At 60.0% G+C, this 20809-nt stretch carries 13 protein-coding genes and 4 tRNA genes; 6 read left to right on the top strand and 11 right to left on the bottom strand.

Annotated features, from left to right (window positions below; translation table 11 throughout):
- Window positions 1–8: 8 nt before the first annotated feature.
- The 9 genes from HYI44_RS10405 to rnr all read right to left on the bottom strand — a co-directional run bounded on the left by HYI44_RS10405 (window position 9) and on the right by rnr (window position 13333).
- Entirely contained in the window at window positions 9–3284 is a 3276-nt protein-coding gene (locus HYI44_RS10405) for a DUF2126 domain-containing protein (RefSeq protein WP_225569354.1), read from the bottom strand.
- A 277-nt stretch (window positions 3285–3561) separates the two neighbouring features.
- Window positions 3562–5865 carry a YgiQ family radical SAM protein gene (locus tag HYI44_RS10400; protein ID WP_225569353.1) on the bottom strand — a complete coding sequence of 768 codons (2304 nt, stop codon included), beginning with the start codon at window positions 5863–5865 and terminating at the stop codon, window positions 3562–3564.
- A 184-nt stretch (window positions 5866–6049) separates the two neighbouring features.
- Window positions 6050–7444, bottom strand: a complete 1395-nt coding sequence (gene dnaB, locus HYI44_RS10395; protein WP_045061826.1) for a replicative DNA helicase — start codon at window positions 7442–7444, stop codon at window positions 6050–6052.
- 121 nt (window positions 7445–7565) lie between these two features.
- Window positions 7566–8012, bottom strand: coding sequence for a 50S ribosomal protein L9 (gene rplI, locus HYI44_RS10390; RefSeq protein ID WP_008035347.1), 447 nt, complete (start codon window positions 8010–8012; stop codon window positions 7566–7568).
- A gap of 19 nt (window positions 8013–8031) precedes the next feature.
- Window positions 8032–8925 carry a hypothetical protein gene (locus tag HYI44_RS10385; protein ID WP_122841567.1) on the bottom strand — a complete coding sequence of 298 codons (894 nt, stop codon included), beginning with the start codon at window positions 8923–8925 and terminating at the stop codon, window positions 8032–8034.
- Between the two features lie 36 nt (window positions 8926–8961).
- Window positions 8962–9192: a 30S ribosomal protein S18 gene (gene rpsR, locus HYI44_RS10380; RefSeq protein ID WP_002551829.1), complete on the bottom strand. Its 231-nt coding sequence runs from the start codon at window positions 9190–9192 to the stop codon at window positions 8962–8964.
- Window positions 9193–9220: 28 nt separating this feature from the next.
- Window positions 9221–9643, bottom strand: coding sequence for a 30S ribosomal protein S6 (rpsF, locus tag HYI44_RS10375; protein WP_003217491.1), 423 nt, complete (start codon window positions 9641–9643; stop codon window positions 9221–9223).
- 301 nt (window positions 9644–9944) lie between these two features.
- A complete protein-coding gene (gene rlmB, locus HYI44_RS10370) occupies window positions 9945–10706 on the bottom strand; it encodes a 23S rRNA (guanosine(2251)-2'-O)-methyltransferase RlmB (protein ID WP_225569352.1) in 762 nt (253 codons plus the stop codon).
- Window positions 10703–13333 (bottom strand): ribonuclease R, encoded by a 2631-nt coding sequence (gene rnr / locus HYI44_RS10365; protein WP_205892005.1) that lies wholly within the window; start codon window positions 13331–13333, stop codon window positions 10703–10705. The genes rlmB and rnr overlap by 4 nt, the downstream gene beginning before the upstream one ends.
- 223 nt (window positions 13334–13556) lie before the next feature.
- On the opposite strand from rnr, the gene HYI44_RS10360 reads away from it, so the two are divergent.
- The 6 genes from HYI44_RS10360 to HYI44_RS10335 all read left to right on the top strand — a co-directional run bounded on the left by HYI44_RS10360 (window position 13557) and on the right by HYI44_RS10335 (window position 17300).
- A tRNA-Leu gene (locus HYI44_RS10360) sits at window positions 13557–13643 on the top strand.
- 166 nt (window positions 13644–13809) lie between these two features.
- Window positions 13810–13896, top strand: a tRNA-Leu gene (locus tag HYI44_RS10355).
- 166 nt (window positions 13897–14062) lie between these two features.
- Window positions 14063–14149 (top strand) — tRNA-Leu (locus tag HYI44_RS10350).
- A 166-nt stretch (window positions 14150–14315) separates the two neighbouring features.
- Window positions 14316–14402: transfer RNA gene (locus tag HYI44_RS10345), tRNA-Leu, on the top strand.
- 322 nt (window positions 14403–14724) lie between these two features.
- Window positions 14725–15735: an extracellular solute-binding protein gene (locus HYI44_RS10340; RefSeq protein ID WP_122841564.1), complete on the top strand. Its 1011-nt coding sequence runs from the start codon at window positions 14725–14727 to the stop codon at window positions 15733–15735.
- On the top strand, window positions 15735–17300 hold the full coding sequence (locus HYI44_RS10335) for an ABC transporter permease (protein WP_122841563.1): 1566 nt from the start codon (window positions 15735–15737) through the stop codon (window positions 17298–17300). The genes HYI44_RS10340 and HYI44_RS10335 overlap by 1 nt, the downstream gene beginning before the upstream one ends.
- A gap of 123 nt (window positions 17301–17423) precedes the next feature.
- Here HYI44_RS10335 and HYI44_RS10330 read toward each other — a convergent pair whose 3' ends face one another.
- Entirely contained in the window at window positions 17424–19358 is a 1935-nt protein-coding gene (locus HYI44_RS10330; protein WP_122841562.1) for a methyl-accepting chemotaxis protein, read from the bottom strand.
- Window positions 19359–19507: 149 nt separating this feature from the next.
- Window positions 19508–20797, bottom strand: a complete 1290-nt coding sequence (locus tag HYI44_RS10325; RefSeq protein ID WP_225569351.1) for an adenylosuccinate synthase — start codon at window positions 20795–20797, stop codon at window positions 19508–19510.
- Window positions 20798–20809 lie beyond the last annotated feature (12 nt).

Below are 20809 nucleotides of genomic sequence, written 5' to 3'. Positions count from 1 at the left end.
CGTACGGTTCAAAAACGTCGTAAATCGAGCGTCATTGGCAGCTCGTCGTTGATCTCCAGAAGGGGCACCGGCAGTTTTCCGGGGCTGTGGCCGATACGGAAGAACCGCGCCATGCGCCGGCTCTCGGCTTCGTTCGCGTTCACCGGCAAGCTGTCGTAGTTACGCCCTCCCGGATGAGCCACGTGATACTGGCAACCGCCCAGGGAGCGTTGCATCCAGGTGTCGAGCAAGTCGAACACCAATGGCGCGTGAACCGGGATGGTCGGCTGCAGGCAGTTGGCCGGTTGCCAGGCGCGAAAACGCACGCCGGCGACAAACTCGCCGACTCGTCCGGTCGGTTGCAGCGGCACGGCAACGCCATTGCAGGTCAGCAGGTAGCGCTGCGGCGGCAAGCCGCTGAGCTTGACCTGCAGGCGCTCCAGGGATGAGTCGACATAGCGCACGGTGCCGCCAGGCGCGCCCTCCTCGCCCAGCACATGCCAGGGTTCAAGCGCCTGACGCACCTCCAGTTCGATACCGCTGACCGCGTAATCGCCCACTTTGGGAAAGCGAAATTCCAGGTGTGCGGCGAACCACTCGGCACGCACGGGATAACCGGCCGAATTCAGGTCGACGATAACATCGGCAAAATCCTGTTCGATAAAGTGCGGCAACAGGAAACGGTCGTGCAGTTCGGTACCCCAGCGCGCCAGTTTCGGCGGTGCATAGGGTTCACGCCAGAATCGTGCGACCAGCGCCCGCAGCAACAGCTGTTGGGTCAGGCTCATGCGCGCATGGGGTGGCATTTCAAAGGCGCGCAGCTCCAGCAAGCCCAGGCGACCGGTTGCGCCATCCGGGGAATACAGCTTGTCGACGCAGAACTCGGCACGGTGCGTGTTGCCCGTCACGTCGATCAGCAGGTTGCGCAGCAACCGGTCCACCAGCCACGGCGCACAGTCCTCGCCAGGTTCGGGCATCTGCGCAAAGGCGATCTCCAGTTCATACAACGCATCGTTGCGCGCCTCATCGACTCGCGGCGCTTGCGACGTGGGGCCGATGAACAGTCCCGAGAACAGGTAGGACAGGGAAGGATGGTTATGCCAGTAGCTGATCAGGCTGCGCAGCAGGTCGGGGCGCCGCAGAAATGGCGAGTCGGCCGGCGTCGCACCACCCAGGACAAAATGGTTGCCGCCGCCGGTTCCGGTGTGGCGGCCATCGATCATGAATTTTTCCGTGGTCAGGCGAGTCTGGCGTGCCTGTTCATAAAGAAACTCGGTTCGTTCGACCAGTTCGTCCCAGGTGGCAGAAGGCTGGACGTTGACTTCGATCACACCCGGATCAGGGGTGATGCGAAAGTTGCTCAGGCGCGGATCGCTCGGCGGCTCGTAGCCTTCCAGCAACACAGGGCAATGCAACTCCTCTGCGGTGGCCTCGATGGCGGCGACCAGTTCCAGATAATCCTCGACACGCTCCAGAGGCGGCATGAACAGGTACAAGCGACCCTCGCGCGCTTCGGCACAGAAGGCGGTGCGGGTCAGCCAGTCGGCGGATTCGTCTATCTTTGGCGCGCGCTCCTCGACTACTGCCGGTTGGTCCTGGCTTTGCAACTGTGCCGAGTCGGGCAGCGGCGGGAACTCCTGGTTCGGATCCCGGGGATGGATAAAGGGATACTCTGCAGCCTTGACCCAGGGTTGCGAGCCCAGCGGCAGGCGATACCCCAAGGGCGAGTCACCGGGTACCAGCCGGCAATGCTCGTCGCGCAGGTACCAGCGACCGCTTTGCCATTGGTCCCCCTTGGCAGTACGTGCCAGGGGCAGTACCTGGCCGATGACTTTATCCAGGCCCTGGCTGAAGACCTTGCGCAGGCGCGCCCGCTCCAGGGGCTCTTCCAGGCGCGAATCTTCGGCGCTGACGTTCTGGGGCAATGTGCCTTCGCGCCAGAGGTAATAGAAATTGTCTTCGTAGGCAGGAAACACAAAGCGCGTCGGAATTTTCAGACGTTCAGCCACGCTTGCCAGGAAACGCCCGGCCAGTGCGCCGTCAGCGCCGTAGTCCTCCTGCTCGTCGGCAATCAACGCGCTGTTGCTCCAGATCGGCACACCGTCGCGACGCCAGTAGCAGTTCAACGACCAGCGCGGCAGTTGCTCACCGGGGTACCATTTGCCCTGGCCGAAATGCACCAGGCCATTGGGGGCGTAGTGCTTGCGCATGCGCTCGAACAGTTCGGCCGACAGGCGCCGCTTGTCTGGCCCGAGCGCGGCCGTGTTCCACTCCGCGCCGTCAGGGTCGTCGATGGAGACAAAGGTTGGCTCGCCGCCCATGGTCAGGCGTACGTCACTTTCCAGCAGGTCCGCATCGATCTGGCGACCCAGCGCCTGAATCGCCAGCCATTGGTCTTCAGTGTAGGGCCGGGTGACGCGAGGCGCTTCCCAGACGCGCTCAACGGACATCTCATGGGTAAATTCGCATTCGCACGGTTCCACCAGGCCGCTGATCGGGGCCGCAGAGCCCGGATCGGGACTGCAGGCCAACGGAATGTGGCCTTCGCCGGCAAACAGCCCGGAGGTGGCGTCGAGGCCGATCCAGCCGGCACCCGGCAGATAGACTTCACACCAGGCATGCAGGTCGGTGAAATCCACCTCGGTGCCGGAAGGGCCATCGAGACTTTTCACATCGGCGGTCAGCTGGATCAGGTACCCGGACACGAAACGCGCCGCCAGGCCAAGGTTGCGCAACAGTTGCACCAACAGCCAGGCGGAGTCACGGCAGGAACCGCTCGCGTGTTCGAGCGTGTGCTCGGGCGTCTGCACACCCGGCTCCATGCGAATCAGGTAGCCAATGTCTTCGCTCAGGCGCTGGTTGAGGCCGACCAGGAAGTCGACGCTGGGCAAGGGTGTGCGGTCGATGCCGTCGAGATAGGCCTTGAACTTCGGTGTGAGCGGCAGGGTTTCCAGGTACGGCGCCAGTTCCTTGCGCTCGTCGGCTGCGTAGGTGAACGGGATTTTCTCGGCATAGGGCTCGAGGAAAAAGTCGAAGGGATTGAAGACGGCCATCTCCGCCAGCAGATCGACTTCGATACGCAGCTCTTCGGTTTTTTCCGGAAACACCAACCGCGCCAGGTAATTGCCCTGGGGGTCCTGCTGCCAGTTGATGAAGTGCTGCTCGGGCGAGACTTTCAGCGCATAGGACAAGATCCGCGTGCGACTGTGGGCGGCCGGGCGCAGCCGCACAATCTGCGGTCCGAGTTCGACGGCGCGGTCGTAGCGGTAATGCGTGACGTGATGCAATGCGACATGTATCGACACGGCGTGCCTCCTGCGAGCCTTAAGCGTATTCGAAAGCGCGCAAGACTTATGCCATCCAGCAGCGCTGGCGCTTTCACAGATTTGCTTAGGGCAGTACAGCACCAAAATCGGGCGATGCGCGAATTTGGTTGGGAGTGATTGCACGCAAATGTGGCGAAGATCAAAAGATCGCAGCCTTCGGCAGCTCCTGCGGGAGCTGCCGAAGGCTGCGATCTTTTGATCTTCAAACGCAAAACGCCAACCCGAAGGTTGGCGTTCTGTTAGCTGCTTTTAGCGTTTAGCGCGGCACGACCGGCTTGCGCGCGGGCTTGGGCCCTTTGCCTTTGGCCGCGTCCTTGCGCTCCTTGGCCGCTTGCTGATTGCGGGCAAACGCCGCGGCCTTGGCCTGTTCACGCTTGTCCCACGGGTTGGCGCCATCGCTGGCACGCGGTGGCAGGCCAGTGTGCTGGGTAAGAATCTTGGTGGTCTTCTCCCCCGCCACTTTATGGCTACCCGCCGGCGTCGAGTTCTTGCGACGAGCGCTCTGGTAACTGTCGGTGGCCGGCTGATGCAGCGGGATCAACTGGTTCTTGCCCGGGCCGATCAGGTCGGCGCGGCCCATGCGGGTCAGCGCTTCACGCAGCATCGGCCAGCCCTTCGGGTCGTGGTAACGCAAGAACGCCTTGTGCAGGCGACGCTGCTCTTCGCTTTTGACGATGGTCACGGCGTCGCTTTTGTAGGTGACCTTGCGCAGCGGGTTCTTGCCCGAGTGGTACATCGCGGTGGCGGTGGCCATCGGCGACGGGTAGAACGCCTGCACCTGGTCGGCCCGGAAGCCGTTGCCCTTGAGCCACAGAGCCAGGTTCATCATGTCTTCGTCGGTGGTGCCCGGGTGGGCAGCAATGAAGTACGGAATCAGGTACTGCTCTTTCCCGGCTTCCTTGGAGTACTTCTCGAACATGCGCTTGAACTTGTCATAGCTGCCAATGCCCGGCTTCATCATCTGGTTGAGCGGACCTTCCTCGGTGTGTTCCGGGGCGATCTTCAGGTAACCACCAACGTGGTGGGTCACCAGTTCCTTGACGTATTCCGGCGACTCGACCGCAAGGTCGTAGCGCAGGCCGGAAGCGATCAGGATCTTCTTCACACCCGGCAGCGCACGGGCGCTGCGATACAGCTGAATAAGCGACGAGTGATCGGTGTTCAGGTTCGGACAGATGCCCGGGAACACGCACGACGGCTTGCGGCACGCGGATTCGATTTCCGGTGTCTTGCAGGCAATGCGGTACATGTTCGCAGTCGGACCGCCGAGGTCTGAAATGACGCCGGTGAAACCTGGCACCTTGTCGCGGATCTCTTCGATTTCGCGAATGATCGACTCTTCGGAACGGTTCTGGATGATCCGGCCTTCGTGCTCGGTGATCGAGCAGAAGGTACAGCCGCCGAAGCAGCCACGCATGATGTTCACCGAGAAGCGGATCATGTCGTAGGCGGGAATTTTTTCCTTGCCGTAGGCCGGGTGCGGAATGCGCGCATAGGGCATGCCGAACACGTAGTCCATTTCTTCGGTGGTCATCGGAATCGGCGGCGGGTTGAACCAGACGTCGACTTCGCCGTGCTTCTGTACCAGGGCACGGGCGTTACCCGGGTTGGTTTCCAGGTGCAACACGCGGTTGGCGTGGGCGTACAGAACCGCGTCGCCACGGACTTTTTCTACCGATGGCAGGCGGATGACGGTCTTGTCACGGGTCATGCGCGGGCTGGCCAGGATCTGCACGACCTTGGCTTCACTTGGATCTTCAACCGGCCCTTTTTCCTGCTCGATGGCGCAGGCTTGAGTGTCCTGGGTGTTCACGTACGGGTTGATGATCTTGTCGATCTTGCCCGGCCGGTCAATGCGCGTGGAATCGACTTCGTACCAGTCTTTCGGGGTATCGCGACGGATGAACGCAGTGCCACGCACGTCGGTGATGTCTTCGATCTTGTGACCGTAGGACAGGCGCTGGGCCACTTCGACGATCGCACGCTCGGCGTTGCCGTAGAGCAGGATGTCGGCGCAGGCGTCGATCAGGATCGAGTTGCGTACCCGGTCCTGCCAATAGTCGTAGTGGGCGATGCGGCGCAGGGAGGCTTCGATGCCACCGAGCACGATCGGCACGTTCTTGTAGGCTTCCTTGCAACGCTGGCTGTACACCAGGCTTGCGCGGTCCGGACGTTTGCCCGCCAGGCCACCTGGGGTGTAGGCGTCATCTGAACGGATTTTCTTGTCGGCGGTATAGCGGTTGATCATCGAATCCATGTTGCCGGCCGCGACGCCGAAGAACAGGTTCGGCTCGCCGAGCTTCATGAAATCGTCTTTGGACTGCCAGTTCGGCTGGGCAATGATCCCGACGCGGAAGCCCTGGGACTCCAGCAGCCGGCCGATGATTGCCATGCCGAACGACGGATGGTCAACGTAGGCATCACCGGTGACGATGATGATGTCGCAGGAATCCCAGCCAAGCTGATCCATCTCCTCCCTGCTCATTGGCAGGAATGGCGCTGGGCCGAAACATTCGGCCCAGTACTTGGGATAGTCAAATAACGGCTTGGCTGTTTGCATGACGATGACCGGTGTTGAGATGAAAAATCGCGGGCGCGGAATATAGCACAAAATTTAACCAATTCCGACGGTAATGGTCGGAAATTGCGTCGCCGCCATCGCGGGCAAGCCCGCTCCCTCAGGTTCGGTGAGATTCTCGTGGGAGCAGGCTTGCCCGCGATGAGGCCCTCTCAGGCGCTACAGCTTATTCGTCGTCGAAGTTATAGCTACCCGGCGCGAGGTTTTCGAAGCGGGTGTACTTGCCGATGAACGCCAGGCGCGACGTGCCGATCGGGCCGTTCCGCTGCTTGCCGATGATGATCTCGGCGATGCCTTTGTGCTCGGTCTCCGGGTGATAAACCTCATCCCGGTACACGAACATGATCACGTCAGCATCCTGCTCGATCGCTCCGGATTCCCGGAGGTCGGAGTTGATCGGGCGTTTGTTCGGACGTTGTTCCAAAGACCGGTTGAGCTGGGATAAAGCCACCACCGGGCAATTGAATTCCTTGGCCAGGGCCTTGAGGGAACGGGAAATCTCGGAAATCTCGTTGGTTCGGTTATCGCCACCGGAACCTGGAATCTGCATCAATTGCAGGTAGTCGATCATGATCAGGGCGACATCGCCGTGCTCACGCACCAGGCGCCGGGTACGCGCACGCATCTCCGACGGGCTGATACCGGCCGTATCGTCGATGAACAGCTTGCGGTCGTTGAGCAGGTTGACTGCCGAGGTCAGGCGCGGCCAGTCATCGTCGTCGAGGCGACCGGCACGGACCTTGGTCTGGTCGATACGCCCCAGGGACGACAACATACGCATGATCAGCGATTCACCTGGCATCTCCAGCGAGTACACCAGCACGCATTTGTCGCTGCGCAGCACGGCGTTTTCCACCAGATTCATCGCAAAGGTGGTTTTACCCATGGACGGACGGCCGGCGACGATGATCAAGTCAGATGGCTGCAGGCCGCTGGTCATGCCGTCGAGGTCGGTGTACCCGGTGGACAGGCCGGTGATCGCGTTGTCGGTATTGAACAAGGTGTCGATGCGGTCGATGGCCTTGGTTAGCAGGTCATTCACGCTCACCGGGCCGCCGGTTTTTGGCCGGGCCTCGGCGATCTGGAAGATCTGCCGTTCCGCTTCGTCGAGAATCTCTTCTGCCGTGCGGCCTTCCGGGTTGAAGGCACTGTCGGCAATTTCAGAAGCAATGCCGATCAGTTGACGCAAGGTTGCCCGTGCGCGAACGATCTGCGCGTACGCCTTGATGTTGGCGACAGATGGCGTGTTCTTCGCCAGCTCACCCAGGTATCCGAGACCGCCGACCTGCGAGGTCTGACCCTCCTTGTCCAGTTGCTCGGCAAGGGTCACGACGTCGATCGGCGAATTCTGGTCCGCCAGCTTGGCGATCGCGCGGAAGATCAGGCGGTGGTCATGTCGATAAAAATCGCCATCCGAAACTTGATCGAGCACGCGTTCCCAGGCGTTGTTGTCCAGCATCAAACCACCGAGCACAGCCTGTTCGGCCTCGATGGAATGCGGCGGCACCTTCAGGGCAGCGGTTTGCAGATCGTATTGCTCAGGAGCGGAGATATCGTTCATGGCCACTTGAATAGGTTTGTGAAAAACAGGAACTGCAGAAAGACAAAGGGCACGACCTGTAAACAGGATCGTGCCCGATGTTACCGGCAAGCACCCAAGGGTGCCAGCCGACAAGTGCTGCTTAAGCTGCTACCACGACAACGCGTACGGTGGCTTCAACTTCGGCGTGCAGGTGCACGGCCACGTCGAATTCGCCTACGTTGCGGATGGTGCCGTTCGGCAGACGAACTTCGCTTTTTGCAACTTCAACGCCAGAGGCGGTCAGTGCATCAGCGATGTCGTGGGTGCCGATCGAACCGAACAGCTTGCCTTCGTCACCAGCGGTGGCAGTGATAGTCACTTCCAGCTCAGCCAGTTGGGCGGCACGGCTTTCAGCCGAAGTTTTACGGTCTGCTGCGGCTTTTTCCAGCTCAGCGCGACGCTCTTCGAACGCAGCCAGGTTGGCTGGGGTCGCAGCGGTAGCTTTGCCGTAAGGCAGCAGGTAGTTACGACCGTAACCAGCCTTAACGTTCACTTTGTCACCCAGGTTGCCCAGGTTGGTGACTTTTTCCAGAAGGATCAGTTGCATGTGAAAATCCTCTTAACTTTTAACCTTCACCGTTCGCGTTATCGGCGTCTTTCGGCGCCAGACGACCGCGAAAATCAATCAGGCTGTCGACGATGGCCAAGACCACCAGCAACGGATAGATCAGCTGCATGAACAGCAACAGCGTGACGTACAACCCCACCAGCCAGAACCTGGCCAATCGCTTCTGCGCTACCAGCCCATGCATCAGGGACAGTGCGGCAAACACCAGCGGTACACTGCACAACGGCGTCAGCATGGCCATCTGTGGACCGATGTTCGGCCCCAGAAGCATGCACGCCAGCAGCAACATCGCTGGTAGAAGCGGGAATCGGATGGCGCGAAATTCGCGACCAAAACCACCCGGGTTGTACAACAACGCCTGCCAGTAGCGCCCGACAATCAGGCTCAGCACACTGACGATTTGCAACAAGGCCGCAATCAGGCCGGTCAGGACCGGTGCAATCAGGGACGCAAAATGCGCTTGCTCGTCTACCGACAACTTCTGGTAGACATCACCGAGTAGCGACGGCATGACCTTTATCAAGGCCTGCGCCAGCATCTCGATCTGGGGACCAAAAGCGATCCCCAGCACCACTGAAAACACCACTCCCATCGCTATGCTGACCAGCAGCACGCGGTTCCAGGACTCACTTGCGCGCAAAACCAACGCAAGGCTCCAAGACCCCAGCAGCACCAGAAGTGAGCGAGGGTCATCGGCATAAAGCCACCAGACCAGGGCCGGCAGCAGTCCCAGAGCAAGAACGCTCGTCGCGTCCTTCAATCCGCGCCGCAGGAGCACGAAGCATCCCGCGGCAGCACCCAACCAATACAACAACGGCAATGCCGCGCATCCAGCCACTACCAGAGTGGCCTGCATACGGCCGCGCATGATGAACTCAGCTATGGCACGCATGCATTCAATCCTTTGCTACGAGTCGACTGCCCGGTCTCAGCGGCCGTGGCTGTCGGTGTAGGCCAGCAGGGCCAGGAAGCGGGCGCGCTTGATAGCGGTGGCCAGCTGACGCTGATAACGAGCTTTGGTACCGGTGATGCGGCTTGGAACAATTTTGCCGGTCTCGGATACGTAGGCTTTCAGAGTGTTGAGATCTTTGTAATCGATCTCTTTCACGTCTTCAGCGGTGAAGCGGCAGAATTTACGACGACGGAAGAAACGTGCCATGTAATAGGCTCCTCAAAAGGTCCGTGGATTACTCGTCAGCGTTATCGCTGTTGTCGCTGTCATCACTATCAGCGCTTTCAGCGCCTTCGTGCTCAGGACGGTCGCGACGCTCACGGCGCTCACTGCGGTTTTCTTCAGCCTTGAGCATCTCGGATTGGCCGGTAACGGCTTCTTCGCGACGGATGACCAGGTTACGGATCACTGCATCGTTGTAGCGGAAGTTGTCTTCCAGCTCGGCCAGGGCCTTGCCAGTGCACTCAACGTTCAGCATCACGTAGTGAGCCTTGTGAACATTGTTGATTGCGTAGGCCAGTTGACGACGGCCCCAATCTTCCAGACGGTGGATTTTGCCGCCGTCTTCTTCGATCAGCTTGGTGTAACGCTCAACCATGCCGCCGACTTGCTCGCTTTGATCCGGGTGGACCAAAAAGATGATTTCGTAATGACGCATGAATGCTCCTTACGGGTTGTAGCCTGCCGCTCAAAAGCGGTCAGACAAGGAGTGAATGACACTTATGGACTTGCTTGCGATAGACACATGCGTGCCTGCCGTCACAGCAAGGGGCGCAATTGTAGAGAAGGGGCGCAAGAGGTGCAAGGTAATTGGTGATTATTTGAACAATCACCCGGACGCCGTTCCGAACATCTGTAGGAGCTGCCGAGTGAAGCGAGGCTGCGATCTTTTGATTTTGTTTTTAAAGCAAGATCAGAAGATCGCAGCCTTCGGCAGCTCCTACGGGGCCTGCGGAGTGTCAGGACTTTTTGGTGGCCGCCTTGACGCTACGCTGGCGCTGGGCTTCGAACAGGCATACGCCCGTTGCCACGGATACGTTGAGGCTGCTGACGCTGCCGGCCATCGGCAGGTGCACAAGATAATCGCACAGGTCGCGGGTCAGGCGACGCATGCCGCTGCCTTCTGCACCCATGATCAGGATAGTCGGGCCGGTCATGTCCTGTTGATACAGGCTCTGTTCGGCCTCGCCCGCCGTGCCGACAACCCACAAGCCACGCTGCTTGAGCTTTTCAAGCGTGCGCGCGAGGTTGGTCACTGCAACCAGCGGAATCACTTCCGCTGCGCCACAGGCGACCTTGCGCACTGTCGGGGTCAAGGTGGCTGACTTGTCCTTCGGCACGATCACCGCCAGCGCTCCGGCCGCATCGGCCGAACGCAGGCAGGCGCCAAGGTTGTGCGGGTCGGTTACGCCGTCGAGCACCAGCAGCAGTGGTGCGCCGTCGGTGCGATCGAGCAGCTCGTCCAGCATCGCCTCACCCCAGACCTGGCTCGGACTCACATCCGCCACCACGCCCTGGTGTACACCCTCAACCCAGGCGTCGAGCTCGCGACGCTCGGCATTGCCGACCGCCACGCGATTCTCGGCAGCGAGTTCGATCAGGGTTTTCACCCGCGGGTCGCTGCGACCTTCTGCCAACCAGATCTGCTTGACGCGTTTCGGGTGATGGCGCAGCAGCGCTTCTACGGCATGTACGCCGTAGATTTTTTCCAACTGACTCATGACTTGGCCTTAGGTTTACGCGCCCCGCCGCTTTTGGCTGGGGCCGAGCCCGCTTTTGGCGGGCCTTTACGGTGTTTGCTTGGCTTGCTGCCGGGAGCCTTGTCAGGCGCCGACCGTCCGGTCTTTCCCCCAGACGCCGCTTTACCGCCGCTTTTCGCTTCAGACAGCAATGCCTGCTTCAATTCACGACTTTTACGCAGCTCGGCATTTTTTGCCGCCGCATCGCTCGGACGATAGGCTTCGACAGCCTTCTCCTTCGCTGGACGACGGCCGGTTTTCGCGGCCGCCGGCTCGGCAACGGTTTTAGCCGTGGACTTGCTGGCTGGCTCGGTTTTTTCAGTTCCGCGCTTCTTACGGCCGATTGGCGCGCTGATGGTTTTTTCAGCCATCTCGAAGTCGATCTTGCGCTCGTCGAGGTCAACGCGCATCACGCGCACTTCAACGGTATCGCCAAGGCGGAAGCTGCGACCGGTGCGCTCACCGGCGAGGCGGTGGTGCACGGGATCGAAGTGGTAGTAATCCCCCGGCAGCGCAGTGACGTGCACCAGGCCTTCGACGTAGATATCGGTCAGCTCGACGAACAGGCCAAAACCGGTCACGGCGGTGATCACACCCGGGAACGATTCACCCACGCGATCCTTCATGAACTCGCACTTGAGCCAGTTCACTACGTCGCGGGTCGCTTCGTCGGCGCGGCGCTCACTCATCGAGCATTGCTCGCCGAGCTGCTCGAGGGCGGCTTCGTCGTACGGATAGATCCGCGCTTTCGGAATGGTCATCGCGCCAGCACGGCGAACGTGCGGGGTGTCCTGCTTCGAATGGATGACACTGCGGATCGCCCGGTGCGTGAGCAGGTCCGGGTAGCGACGGATCGGCGAAGTGAAGTGGGTATAGGCTTCGTAATTCAGGCCGAAGTGGCCCTGGTTATCAGCGCTATACACCGCCTGACTCAGGGAACGCAGCATGACGGTCTGGATCAGGTGGAAATCCGGACGGTCCTTGATGCTGGCCAGCAACGCCTGGTAATCCTTCGGCGACGGGCCGTCCTTGCCTTTGTGCAGGGACAGGCCAAGCTCACCCAGAAACGCGCGCAGTTTTTCCAGACGCTCCGGTGGCGGACCGTTGTGAACGCGATACAGAGCCGGAATTTCGTGCTTCTTGAGGAACTCTGCGGTGGCCACGTTGGCCGCCAGCATGCACTCCTCGATCAGCTTGTGCGCATCGTTACGCACGGTAGGACGGATTTCGGCAATCTTGCGCTCGGTGCCGAAGATAATCCGGGTTTCCTGGGTTTCGAAATCGATCGCGCCGCGCACGTGACGCGCGCCCAGCAGCACTTTGTAAAGCGCGTAAAGCTGCTTGAGGTGCGGCAGGACATCGTTGTACTCGCCGCGAAGCTGACGCGCCTCGGTGAGTTTCGGCGTTTCCAGCATCGCGCTGACCTTGTTGTAGGTCAGGCGGGCGTGGGAGTGGATCACGGCCTCGTAGAAGCAGTAGTCAGTCATCTCGCCGGTTTTGGAGATGGTCATCTCGCAAACCATGGCCAGGCGATCGACGTGCGGGTTCAGCGAGCACAGGCCGTTGGACAGCTGCTCCGGCAGCATCGGAATCACGCGCTCGGGGAAGTACACCGAGTTGCCCCGAACCTGGGATTCGTTATCCAGGGCCGAGCCGATTTTCACGTAGCTGGAGACGTCGGCAATTGCCACGTACAACTTCCAGCCGCCGGAGAACAGGCGCAGCTTGCCCGGCTTGGCTTCACAGTAAACGGCATCATCGAAGTCGCGCGCGTCCTCACCGTCAATGGTGACGAACGGCAGATGGCGCAGGTCGATGCGCTTCTCTTTGTCTTTCTCTTCGACTTCAGGCTTGAGCTTGGCGGCTTCTTTCAACACCGCTTCAGGCCAGACGTGCGGGATATCGTACGCACGCAGGGCGACGTCGATTTCCATACCCGGCGCCATGTAGTTGCCCACGACCTCGACCACATCGCCTTGCGGCTGGAAGCGTGGGGTCGGCCAGTGGGTGATCTTCACTTCAACGAACTGACCGATCTTGGCATTGGCATTACGGCCCGGTGTGACCAGCACTTCCTGCTGGATTTTCGGGTTGTCCGCGACCACGAAGCCGATACCACCCTCTTCGAAGTAACGACCGACGATGGTCTCGTGGGCACGGGACACCACTTCGACGATCATGCCTTCGCGGCGACCACGACGATCCAGGCCGGAAACACGGGCCAGTGCACGATCACCGTCGAACACCAGGCGCATTTGCGCCGGGCTCATGAACAGGTCGTCACTGCCGTCATCCGGCACCAGGAAGCCGAAGCCGTCCCGGTGACCACTGATGCGGCCGAGGATCAAGTCGAGCTTGTCCACCGGCGCATAGGTGCCACGACGGGTGTAGATGAGTTGGGCGTCGCGCTCCATGGCGCGCAGGCGGCGGCGCAGGGCTTCGATCTGGTCTTCTGTGGTCAGACCAAACTCTTCGACCAGTTGCTCGCGGTTAGCAGGCGAACCCCGATCAGCAAGATGCTGAAGGATCAGTTCGCGGCTAGGAATAGGGTTTTCATATTTTTCCGCTTCACGAGCGGCCTCGGGATCGAGGGACTGCCAATCGGCCATTAGAGAGTTTTCACCTTGTCTATATGCGGTTAGTTTGGCATAGGCGTAATGAAACGGGAAATTTCAGGCTGCGAGAGCCTGTCCAAAGCCCTTTATCGACACCTCAACGCCGATTTAAATGCCACTGGTAACATTTTGCAGGTTTTTTTGATGCCAGGGGTTTACAGTTAAAAAGACGCTCCGTATAGTGCGCGCCATCGACGACGGAGACGTTGCCGATACTGCCCAGATGGTGAAATTGGTAGACACGCCAGCTTCAGGTGCTGGTGACCGCAAGGTCGTGGAAGTTCGAGTCTTCTTCTGGGCACCAATTTCGAGCTTGAGATTAGATCAATTTCAAGACTCGCACAAAAACCCGCGAAAGCGGGTTTTTTGCATTATAAGCTTTTGATTTATTAAAATTAAATCAGGGGTTTACAGATCAAAAAGCTCTCCGTATAGTGCGCCACATCAACAGCGGCAACGCTGAAGATTATGCCCAGATGGTGAAATTGGTAGACACGCCAGCTTCAGGTGCTGGTGACCGCAAGGTCGTGGAAGTTCGAGTCTTCTTCTGGGCACCAATTTCGAGCTTGAGATTAGATCAATTTCAAGACTCGCACAAAAACCCGCGAAAGCGGGTTTTTTGCATTATAAGCTTTTGATTTATTAAAATTAAATCAGGGGTTTACAGATCAAAAAGCTCTCCGTATAGTGCGCCACATCAACAGCGGCAACGCTGAAGATTATGCCCAGATGGTGAAATTGGTAGACACGCCAGCTTCAGGTGCTGGTGACCGCAAGGTCGTGGAAGTTCGAGTCTTCTTCTGGGCACCAATTTCGAGCTTGAGATTAGATCAATTTCAAGACTCGCACAAAAACCCGCGAAAGCGGGTTTTTTGCATTATAAGCTTTTGATTTATTAAAATTAAATCAGGGGTTTACAGATCAAAAAGCTCTCCGTATAGTGCGCCACATCAACAGCGGCAACGCTGAAGATTATGCCCAGATGGTGAAATTGGTAGACACGCCAGCTTCAGGTGCTGGTGACCGCAAGGTCGTGGAAGTTCGAGTCTTCTTCTGGGCACCAATTCAAATCCAAGGTTTCGGCCTTGGGTTTCACAAAAACCCGCGAAAGCGGGTTTTTGCGTTTCTGGCTTCCAGAAATCTGTATTCGGCATCAATTCCTCTGTAGGAGCTGCCGAAGGCTGCGATCTTTGATCTTGATTGTTGACTGATATGACGGCGCTGAAGATCAAAAGATCGCAGCCTTCGGCAGCTCCTACGGTGGGTCGGCGTGCATTCGCCCTTTTCCAGCACAGGCATTCCCACCCCCGCAAAGCGCACTTGAGAAACAATATCGTTTATCATTGTTTCAAGTTTTTGCAATGCGACAGTGAGGAACCCTGCGAATGATGCTTCGAAATACCCTGCGCCGCGGCCTGACCATCACCCTGCTCGGCCTGGCAATCGCCACTCCCCTCACCCAGGCTGCTGATCCAGTTTCCCTGACACTCTATAACGGTCAACACAAGGAAGTGGGCGACGCCGTCGCCAAGGCCTTCGAAGCCAAGACTGGCATTCACGTCAATGTGCGCAAGGGCAGCAGCAACCAGCTGGCCAGCCAGGTTGTCGAAGAGGGCGAGCGCTCCCCTGCCGACGTGATCTATACCGAAGAATCGCCTCCGCTGAACAAACTCGGGCAACAGGGCGTGCTCGCGCCTGCCGATGCGGCCACCCTCGCCGTGCTGCCCAAGGACTATGTTGCCGCGGACGGCACCTGGATCGGCATCACCGCCCGGGTTCGTGTAGTCGCCTACAACCCCAAGCTGATCGACGAAAAAGACCTGCCCAAGTCGGTGATGGAATTCTCCGACCCGAAATGGCAAGGCAAAGTCGGCTTCGTGCCCACCAGCGGCGCATTCCAGGAACAGGCAGTCGCCATCATCAAGGTGCACGGTATGGACGCCGCCGAAGAATGGCTGACTGGCCTGCGCGCATTCGGCAAGACGTACAGCAACAACATGGTCGCCCTCAAGGCTGTTGAAAACGGCGAAGTCGCTACCGTGCTGGTGAACAACTACTACTGGTTTGCCCTGCAGCGGGAAAAAGGCCAGCTGGACTCCAAACTGCATTACTTCACCGGCGGTGACGTCGGCGGGCTGATCACCGTTTCCAGCGCAGCCGTGCTCAAATCCAGCAAGCATCCCAAGGAAGCCCAGCAGTTGCTGGCCTACATGGCGAGCGAAGAAGGCCAGCGCGTGATCACCCAAACCACCGCCGAGTACCCGCTCCACAAAGGCATGCAATCGGACCGCGGCCTCAAGCCGTTCAGCGAGCTGGAAGCACCGAAAGTCACCCCCGCCGACCTCGGCAATGCCGAAGAAGCACTGGACCTGGAACGTGACGTTGGCTTGAACTGATGAGCGCATCGTTATCCGCCCCCGCCTCGCGCGGGGGTTATGTGCCGCGTCGCAAGCGGCCTTCTATCTGGCTGTTACTGCCGGTTTTGCTACTGGTTGTGCTCAGCCTTCTACCGCTGGTGTATGTCGGCCTCAAAACCTGGCAGGCCGGCTGGGCCGAAGCGCTGCACTTGCTCTGGCGGCCGTATGTGTTCGGCCTGCTGCGCAATACCCTGGCACTGATGGTCGGCGTGACGGTCGCCTGTGGGGTGATCGGCCTGTCGCTGGCCTGGCTGCTGGAGCGCAGCAACCTGCCGGGCCGGCGGCTGTGGGGGGTGATTCTGTGCCTGCCATTCGCGGTACCCGCGTTTGTCAGCAGTTTCACCTGGGTATCTCTGAGCGCAAGCTTTGAAGGCCTGGGCGGGGCAATTCTGGTGATGACCCTGTCCAAGTACCCGCTGATCTTCCTGCCCGTCGCTGCCACCTTGCGCAATCTGGACCCGTCCCTGGAGGAGTCCGCCCGTACCCTCGGGCAGAATCGCTGGGGCGTGTTTTTCCGGGTCACGCTGCCGCTGCTATGGCCGTCTTTACTCGCAGGTTCCCTGCTGATTGCCTTGCACATGCTGGTGGAGTTCGGCGCCCTGTCGATCATTGGCCTGCAGACTTTCACTACAGCGATCTACCAGCAGTTCGAGCTCGAATTCAGCAACGCCAACGCGGCAATGCTTTCGGCGGTACTGCTGGCGCTGTGCCTGATACTGCTCTGGCTCGAGCTTAAAGTGCGCGGCAAGGGTCGACATGTGCGCACCGGCCAGGGCGCGGCGCGACAGGCTGCGCAGGTTCGCCTGGGGCCTTGGGCTGTCGTGGGACAGGCGTACTGCCTGATGCTGGCAATCATTGGCAGCGGCATTCCTTTGGGGATGCTGGCGTACTGGCTGGCGGTAGGTTCGTCGGCGGCCTTTCCCGTAGCAGCGATCAGCGAGGCGCTGCTGTCGTCGCTTGCTCTTTCGCTGGGCGGCGCGGCGCTGTGTCTTGTGCTGGCAGTGCCGGTGGGCTTGCTGGTGGTGCGCTACAAGGGCCGGCTGGCGATCTGGGCCGAGCGCCTGCCCTACCTGCTGCATGCGTTGCCAGGCCTGGTGATCGCACTGACGCTGGTGTATTTCGCCCTGCACTACGTACCGGTGCTGTACCAGACTTCGGCATTGCTGCTGATCGCTTATGCGCTGCTGTTTCTACCGCTGGCCCAGGCACCGATCCGCACGGCATTGAACAAGGCTGCGCCGCAGCTGGAAGAGGCGGCTCGCACGCTGGGAGCGTCGTCCTTCAGCGCGTTTTGCCGGGTGACGTTGCCGATCATTTTCCCGGCGCTGGGGGCGGCGTTTGCCCTGGTGTTCCTGGACGCGATGAAGGAGCTGACGGCCACGTTGCTCTTGAGCCCGACCGGGCTCAACACGCTGGCGACTGAAGTGTGGGCGCATACCGCGAATGTGGAATTCGCGGCGGCGGCGCCTTATGCGGCGTTGTTGATTCTGGTGTCGGGGTTGCCGGTGTATTTGTTAACTACCCGGATGTATCTGAGCCGCTGAGACCGCTATCGCGGGCAAGCCCGCCCCCACAGTGTTCTTCGGTGAACACACAATCTGTGCTCAACAGAAGTCACTGTGGGAGCGGGCTTGCCCGCGATAGCATCAGACCTGCCAGTACAAAACCTAAGCCCTGAACTGCCCCAGGCTTGCCTTCAGCTGCGCCGCCAAACCATCCAGCACCTTGCCGCTGGCCGTGGTCTCGACCACCGCCTGAGCGGCCTTCTCCGCTTGGGCATGAATCGTTTCAACCCGTCCCCGCACCGCCTGCGCGCCTTGCGCCTGGTGCGCCGCCGCCTGCGTTGCCAGGCCGATGGCCGCATGCACCTGTTCAACCGAGGCCTGCACCGACTGCTGCAAACGCGCACTGTCACGCAGTACCAGCAATCCTTCATTGGCCTGGCGCCCAGCCTGGCCAATCGCGGCCACAGCCTCGCGTGCGCCTTGCTGCAGGGCGACGATATGCGCCTGAATGTCGCCGGTTGAGCTCTGGGTCTTGCTGGCCAACGCCCGCACCTCATCTGCCACCACCGCAAACCCGCGACCGGTTTCCCCGGCACGGGCCGCCTCGATGGCCGCATTGAGCGCCAACAGGTTGGTTTGCTCGGCGATCCCGTGGATCACCGTCAATACCACTTCAATCTGCTCGCTCTGCAGCGCCAGGCGCTCGATCACCTTGGCCCCGGTATCGACCTGCCCGGCCAGCGCCTCGATCAGGCTGCCGACTTTTGCCGAGGTCCGGGTGTTCTCATCGGTCGCCGAGCGAATGTCCACCACCTGCTGCAAGGCGGCCTGCATCGCATGACTTTCCGACTGCGCTTCATCGGCCATTTGCGAGAGTGCCCGCAGGCTCTCGGCCACTTCATCGCGCTGCATCCCCGCCGCCGCATCAGCCCCGGCATTGCGCAGGGTCATCGCGCCGATTTCCACGCCAGTGCGCTGAGCCACATCCCCGGCTTCGCGCACGATGGGTTGCAACTTGTCGACGAAGCGGTTGACCGCCGAGGCCATGTCGCCGATTTCATCCCTGCTGCTGATCTGCACGCGCTTGGTCAGGTCGCCCTCACCCGCCGCGAGGTCGTCCATGGCGGCAATCAGCAGCTTCAGACGGTTGACCACACGCCGGCCGAGCACTACCGCCAGTAACAGCAGCACACCAAAGCCAACCACGGCCAGGCTCATGCCTATGCGCCAGCGCAATGTACCCGCCGCCTCCTGCACAGTGGCGGCGGTGTTGGCTTTCATGTCCGATGCGGTCGATTGCGCCGACTGCAGGCGCGCACGCATGGCCGTGGCGCTGTCGGCGGCGGCGCCCTTGAGGCTGTCGGCGACCAGTTGGTCGCTGCTGCCGATCAACGCCGAGAAGCGCTTGTCGAGGGCTGCCAGGTCGGCTTCAACCGAGGCTGTCGAGACGCCCATCAGGACCTTGCCGATTTCCACCCCATTGGGGTTGATCGAGGCTTCGAGGTAGTAAACCGATGGATCGTTCTTTGCCGCATCCAGCACCTTGTCCAGCGCGCGCTCGCCCTGGCCTTTTTCCAGCAGGGCCTTGTTGATCGGGTTCTCACGGTTCAGATAACGCGTGAGGTGCTGCCCGGTGGCGTCGTCATACACCACAAACAGCACGTTGGGGTTGCGCTGCGCCCGGCGGGCGAACTCCGAGAGTGTCGGTACGTCGCTGTCCCACATGGCACGGGGTGCGACCGAGGCCAGCAGCTGAGCCATGTCGTTGGCGGAATCCTTGAGATCCTTTTCCAGGGTTGCGCGCAGCTGCGCCTGTTCCTCTTCCAGTTTCGAGGACAAACCCGCCGTGAGACGCTGACGCGTGCTGGTGGAAAGGTTGTCGAGACTCGACGTGACCTCACGCCCGGCCTGCTCGAGCTCGCCGGACAGCTTTTGACTGTCGGCGCCCAGGCGCACAGCCAAATCAGCTTCCAGCGCAGTCACCGTGCTCCGTGTCAGGGCTACGGCTACCAGTACTTGCACCAAAAGAGCGATACCGAGGGTAACGAACACGGGCCGCAACAAACGGCTTTGTAACAATGAGAGAACGGCTGACACTAGGAATCCCTCTGCTTGACGCCATTAAATTGATGGCACCCCACAAAAGATGCACTTAATGAAGATCACAGCAAAGGTCATGCCGCCGGCAGAGCAGAAACGACAAAGGCCCCAATTAAGGGGCCTTTGTGTTTTACATCAATAGCTTATTAAGCGAACGGGTGACGCAGAACGATGGTTTCGTTGCGGTCCGGACCTGTCGAAATAATGTCGATCGGCGCGCCGATCAGCTCTTCAACACGCTTGATGTAGGCACGGGCGTTAGCTGGCAGTTCTTCAAGGGTTTTGGCACCCACGGTCGACTCGGTCCAGCCCGGCACTTCTTCGTACACAGGCACCAGGCCCACGTAGCTGTCAGCGTCGGTTGGAGCCACGTCCTTACCTTCTGCATCCTGGTAGCCGACGCAGATATTGATGGTTTGCAGGCCGTCGAGTACGTCCAGCTTGGTCAGGCAGATGCCCGAGATGCTGTTCACATCGATAGCACGACGCAGGATAACGGCGTCGAACCAGCCACAACGGCGGGCACGGCCGGTAGTCGCGCCGAACTCGTGGCCTTGTTTGGCCAGGTGCGCACCGACTTCGTCGAACAGTTCAGTCGGGAAAGGACCCGAACCTACGCGAGTGGTGTAGGCCTTGGTGATGCCCAGGATGTAGTCCAGGAACATGGGACCAACACCCGAACCAGTCGCCACGCCACCAGCGGTGGTGTTGGAGCTGGTCACGTACGGGTAGGTACCGTGGTCGATGTCGAGCAGCGAGCCTTGGGCGCCTTCAAACATGATGTCTTTGCCAGCGCGACGCAGGTCGTGCAGTTCGGCAGTCACATCCAGCATCAGCGGCTTGAGCAGCTCAGCGTATTCCTTGCACTCGGCCAGGGTCTTGTCGAATTCGATGGCTGGCTCTTTGTAGTAACCCACCAGCATGAAGTTGTGGTAACCCACCAGTTCACGCAGTTTGTCTTCAAAGCGCGGCATGTTGAGCAGGTCGCCCACACGCAGGCCGCGACGTGCGACCTTGTCTTCGTAAGCCGGGCCGATGCCGCGACCGGTGGTGCCGATCTTCAGCTCGCCACGGGCTTTTTCACGGGCCTGGTCCAGCGCAACGTGGAAGGACAGGATCAGCGGGCAGGACGGGCTGATACGCAGGCGCTCACGCACCGGTACGCCTTTCTCTTCCAGCTTGGTGATCTCACGCAGCAGGGCGTCCGGTGCAACCACCACGCCGTTGCCGATCAGGCACTGCACGCCTTCGCGCAGCACGCCCGACGGGATCAGGTGCAAGACGGTTTTTTCGCCGTCGATCACCAGGGTGTGACCCGCGTTGTGGCCACCTTGGTAGCGCACTACGGCGGCAGCATGTTCGGTCAGCAGATCAACGATCTTGCCTTTGCCCTCATCACCCCATTGGGTGCCCAGGACTACGACATTCTTACCCATAACACTTGTCCT

The sequence above is a fragment of the Pseudomonas sp. Y24-6 genome (assembly GCF_020295325.1).
GTDB classification, from domain to species: Bacteria; Pseudomonadota; Gammaproteobacteria; order Pseudomonadales; family Pseudomonadaceae; genus Aquipseudomonas; species Aquipseudomonas gregormendelii.
This window is presented reverse-complemented; position numbering and strand designations above follow the sequence as displayed.

Bases quoted from the DNA above. Each gene is read 5' to 3' on its own strand.
- rplI (WP_008035347.1), bottom strand. From the start codon at position 8,012: ATGCAACTGATCCTTCTGGAAAAAGTCACCAACCTGGGCAACCTGGGT.
- HYI44_RS10335 (WP_122841563.1), top strand. From the start codon at position 15,735: ATGAGCGCATCGTTATCCGCCCCCGCCTCGCGCGGGGGTTATGTGCCG.
- rpsF (WP_003217491.1), bottom strand. From the start codon at position 9,643: ATGCGTCATTACGAAATCATCTTTTTGGTCCACCCGGATCAAAGCGAG.
- HYI44_RS10400 (WP_225569353.1), bottom strand. From the start codon at position 5,865: ATGCAAACAGCCAAGCCGTTATTTGACTATCCCAAGTACTGGGCCGAA.
- rnr (WP_205892005.1), bottom strand. From the start codon at position 13,333: ATGGCCGATTGGCAGTCCCTCGATCCCGAGGCCGCTCGTGAAGCGGAA.
- HYI44_RS10325 (WP_225569351.1), bottom strand. From the start codon at position 20,797: ATGGGTAAGAATGTCGTAGTCCTGGGCACCCAATGGGGTGATGAGGGC.
- rpsR (WP_002551829.1), bottom strand. From the start codon at position 9,192: ATGGCACGTTTCTTCCGTCGTCGTAAATTCTGCCGCTTCACCGCTGAA.
- HYI44_RS10385 (WP_122841567.1), bottom strand. From the start codon at position 8,925: ATGCGTGCCATAGCTGAGTTCATCATGCGCGGCCGTATGCAGGCCACT.
- dnaB (WP_045061826.1), bottom strand. From the start codon at position 7,444: ATGAACGATATCTCCGCTCCTGAGCAATACGATCTGCAAACCGCTGCC.
- HYI44_RS10340 (WP_122841564.1), top strand. From the start codon at position 14,725: ATGATGCTTCGAAATACCCTGCGCCGCGGCCTGACCATCACCCTGCTC.
- rlmB (WP_225569352.1), bottom strand. From the start codon at position 10,706: ATGAGTCAGTTGGAAAAAATCTACGGCGTACATGCCGTAGAAGCGCTG.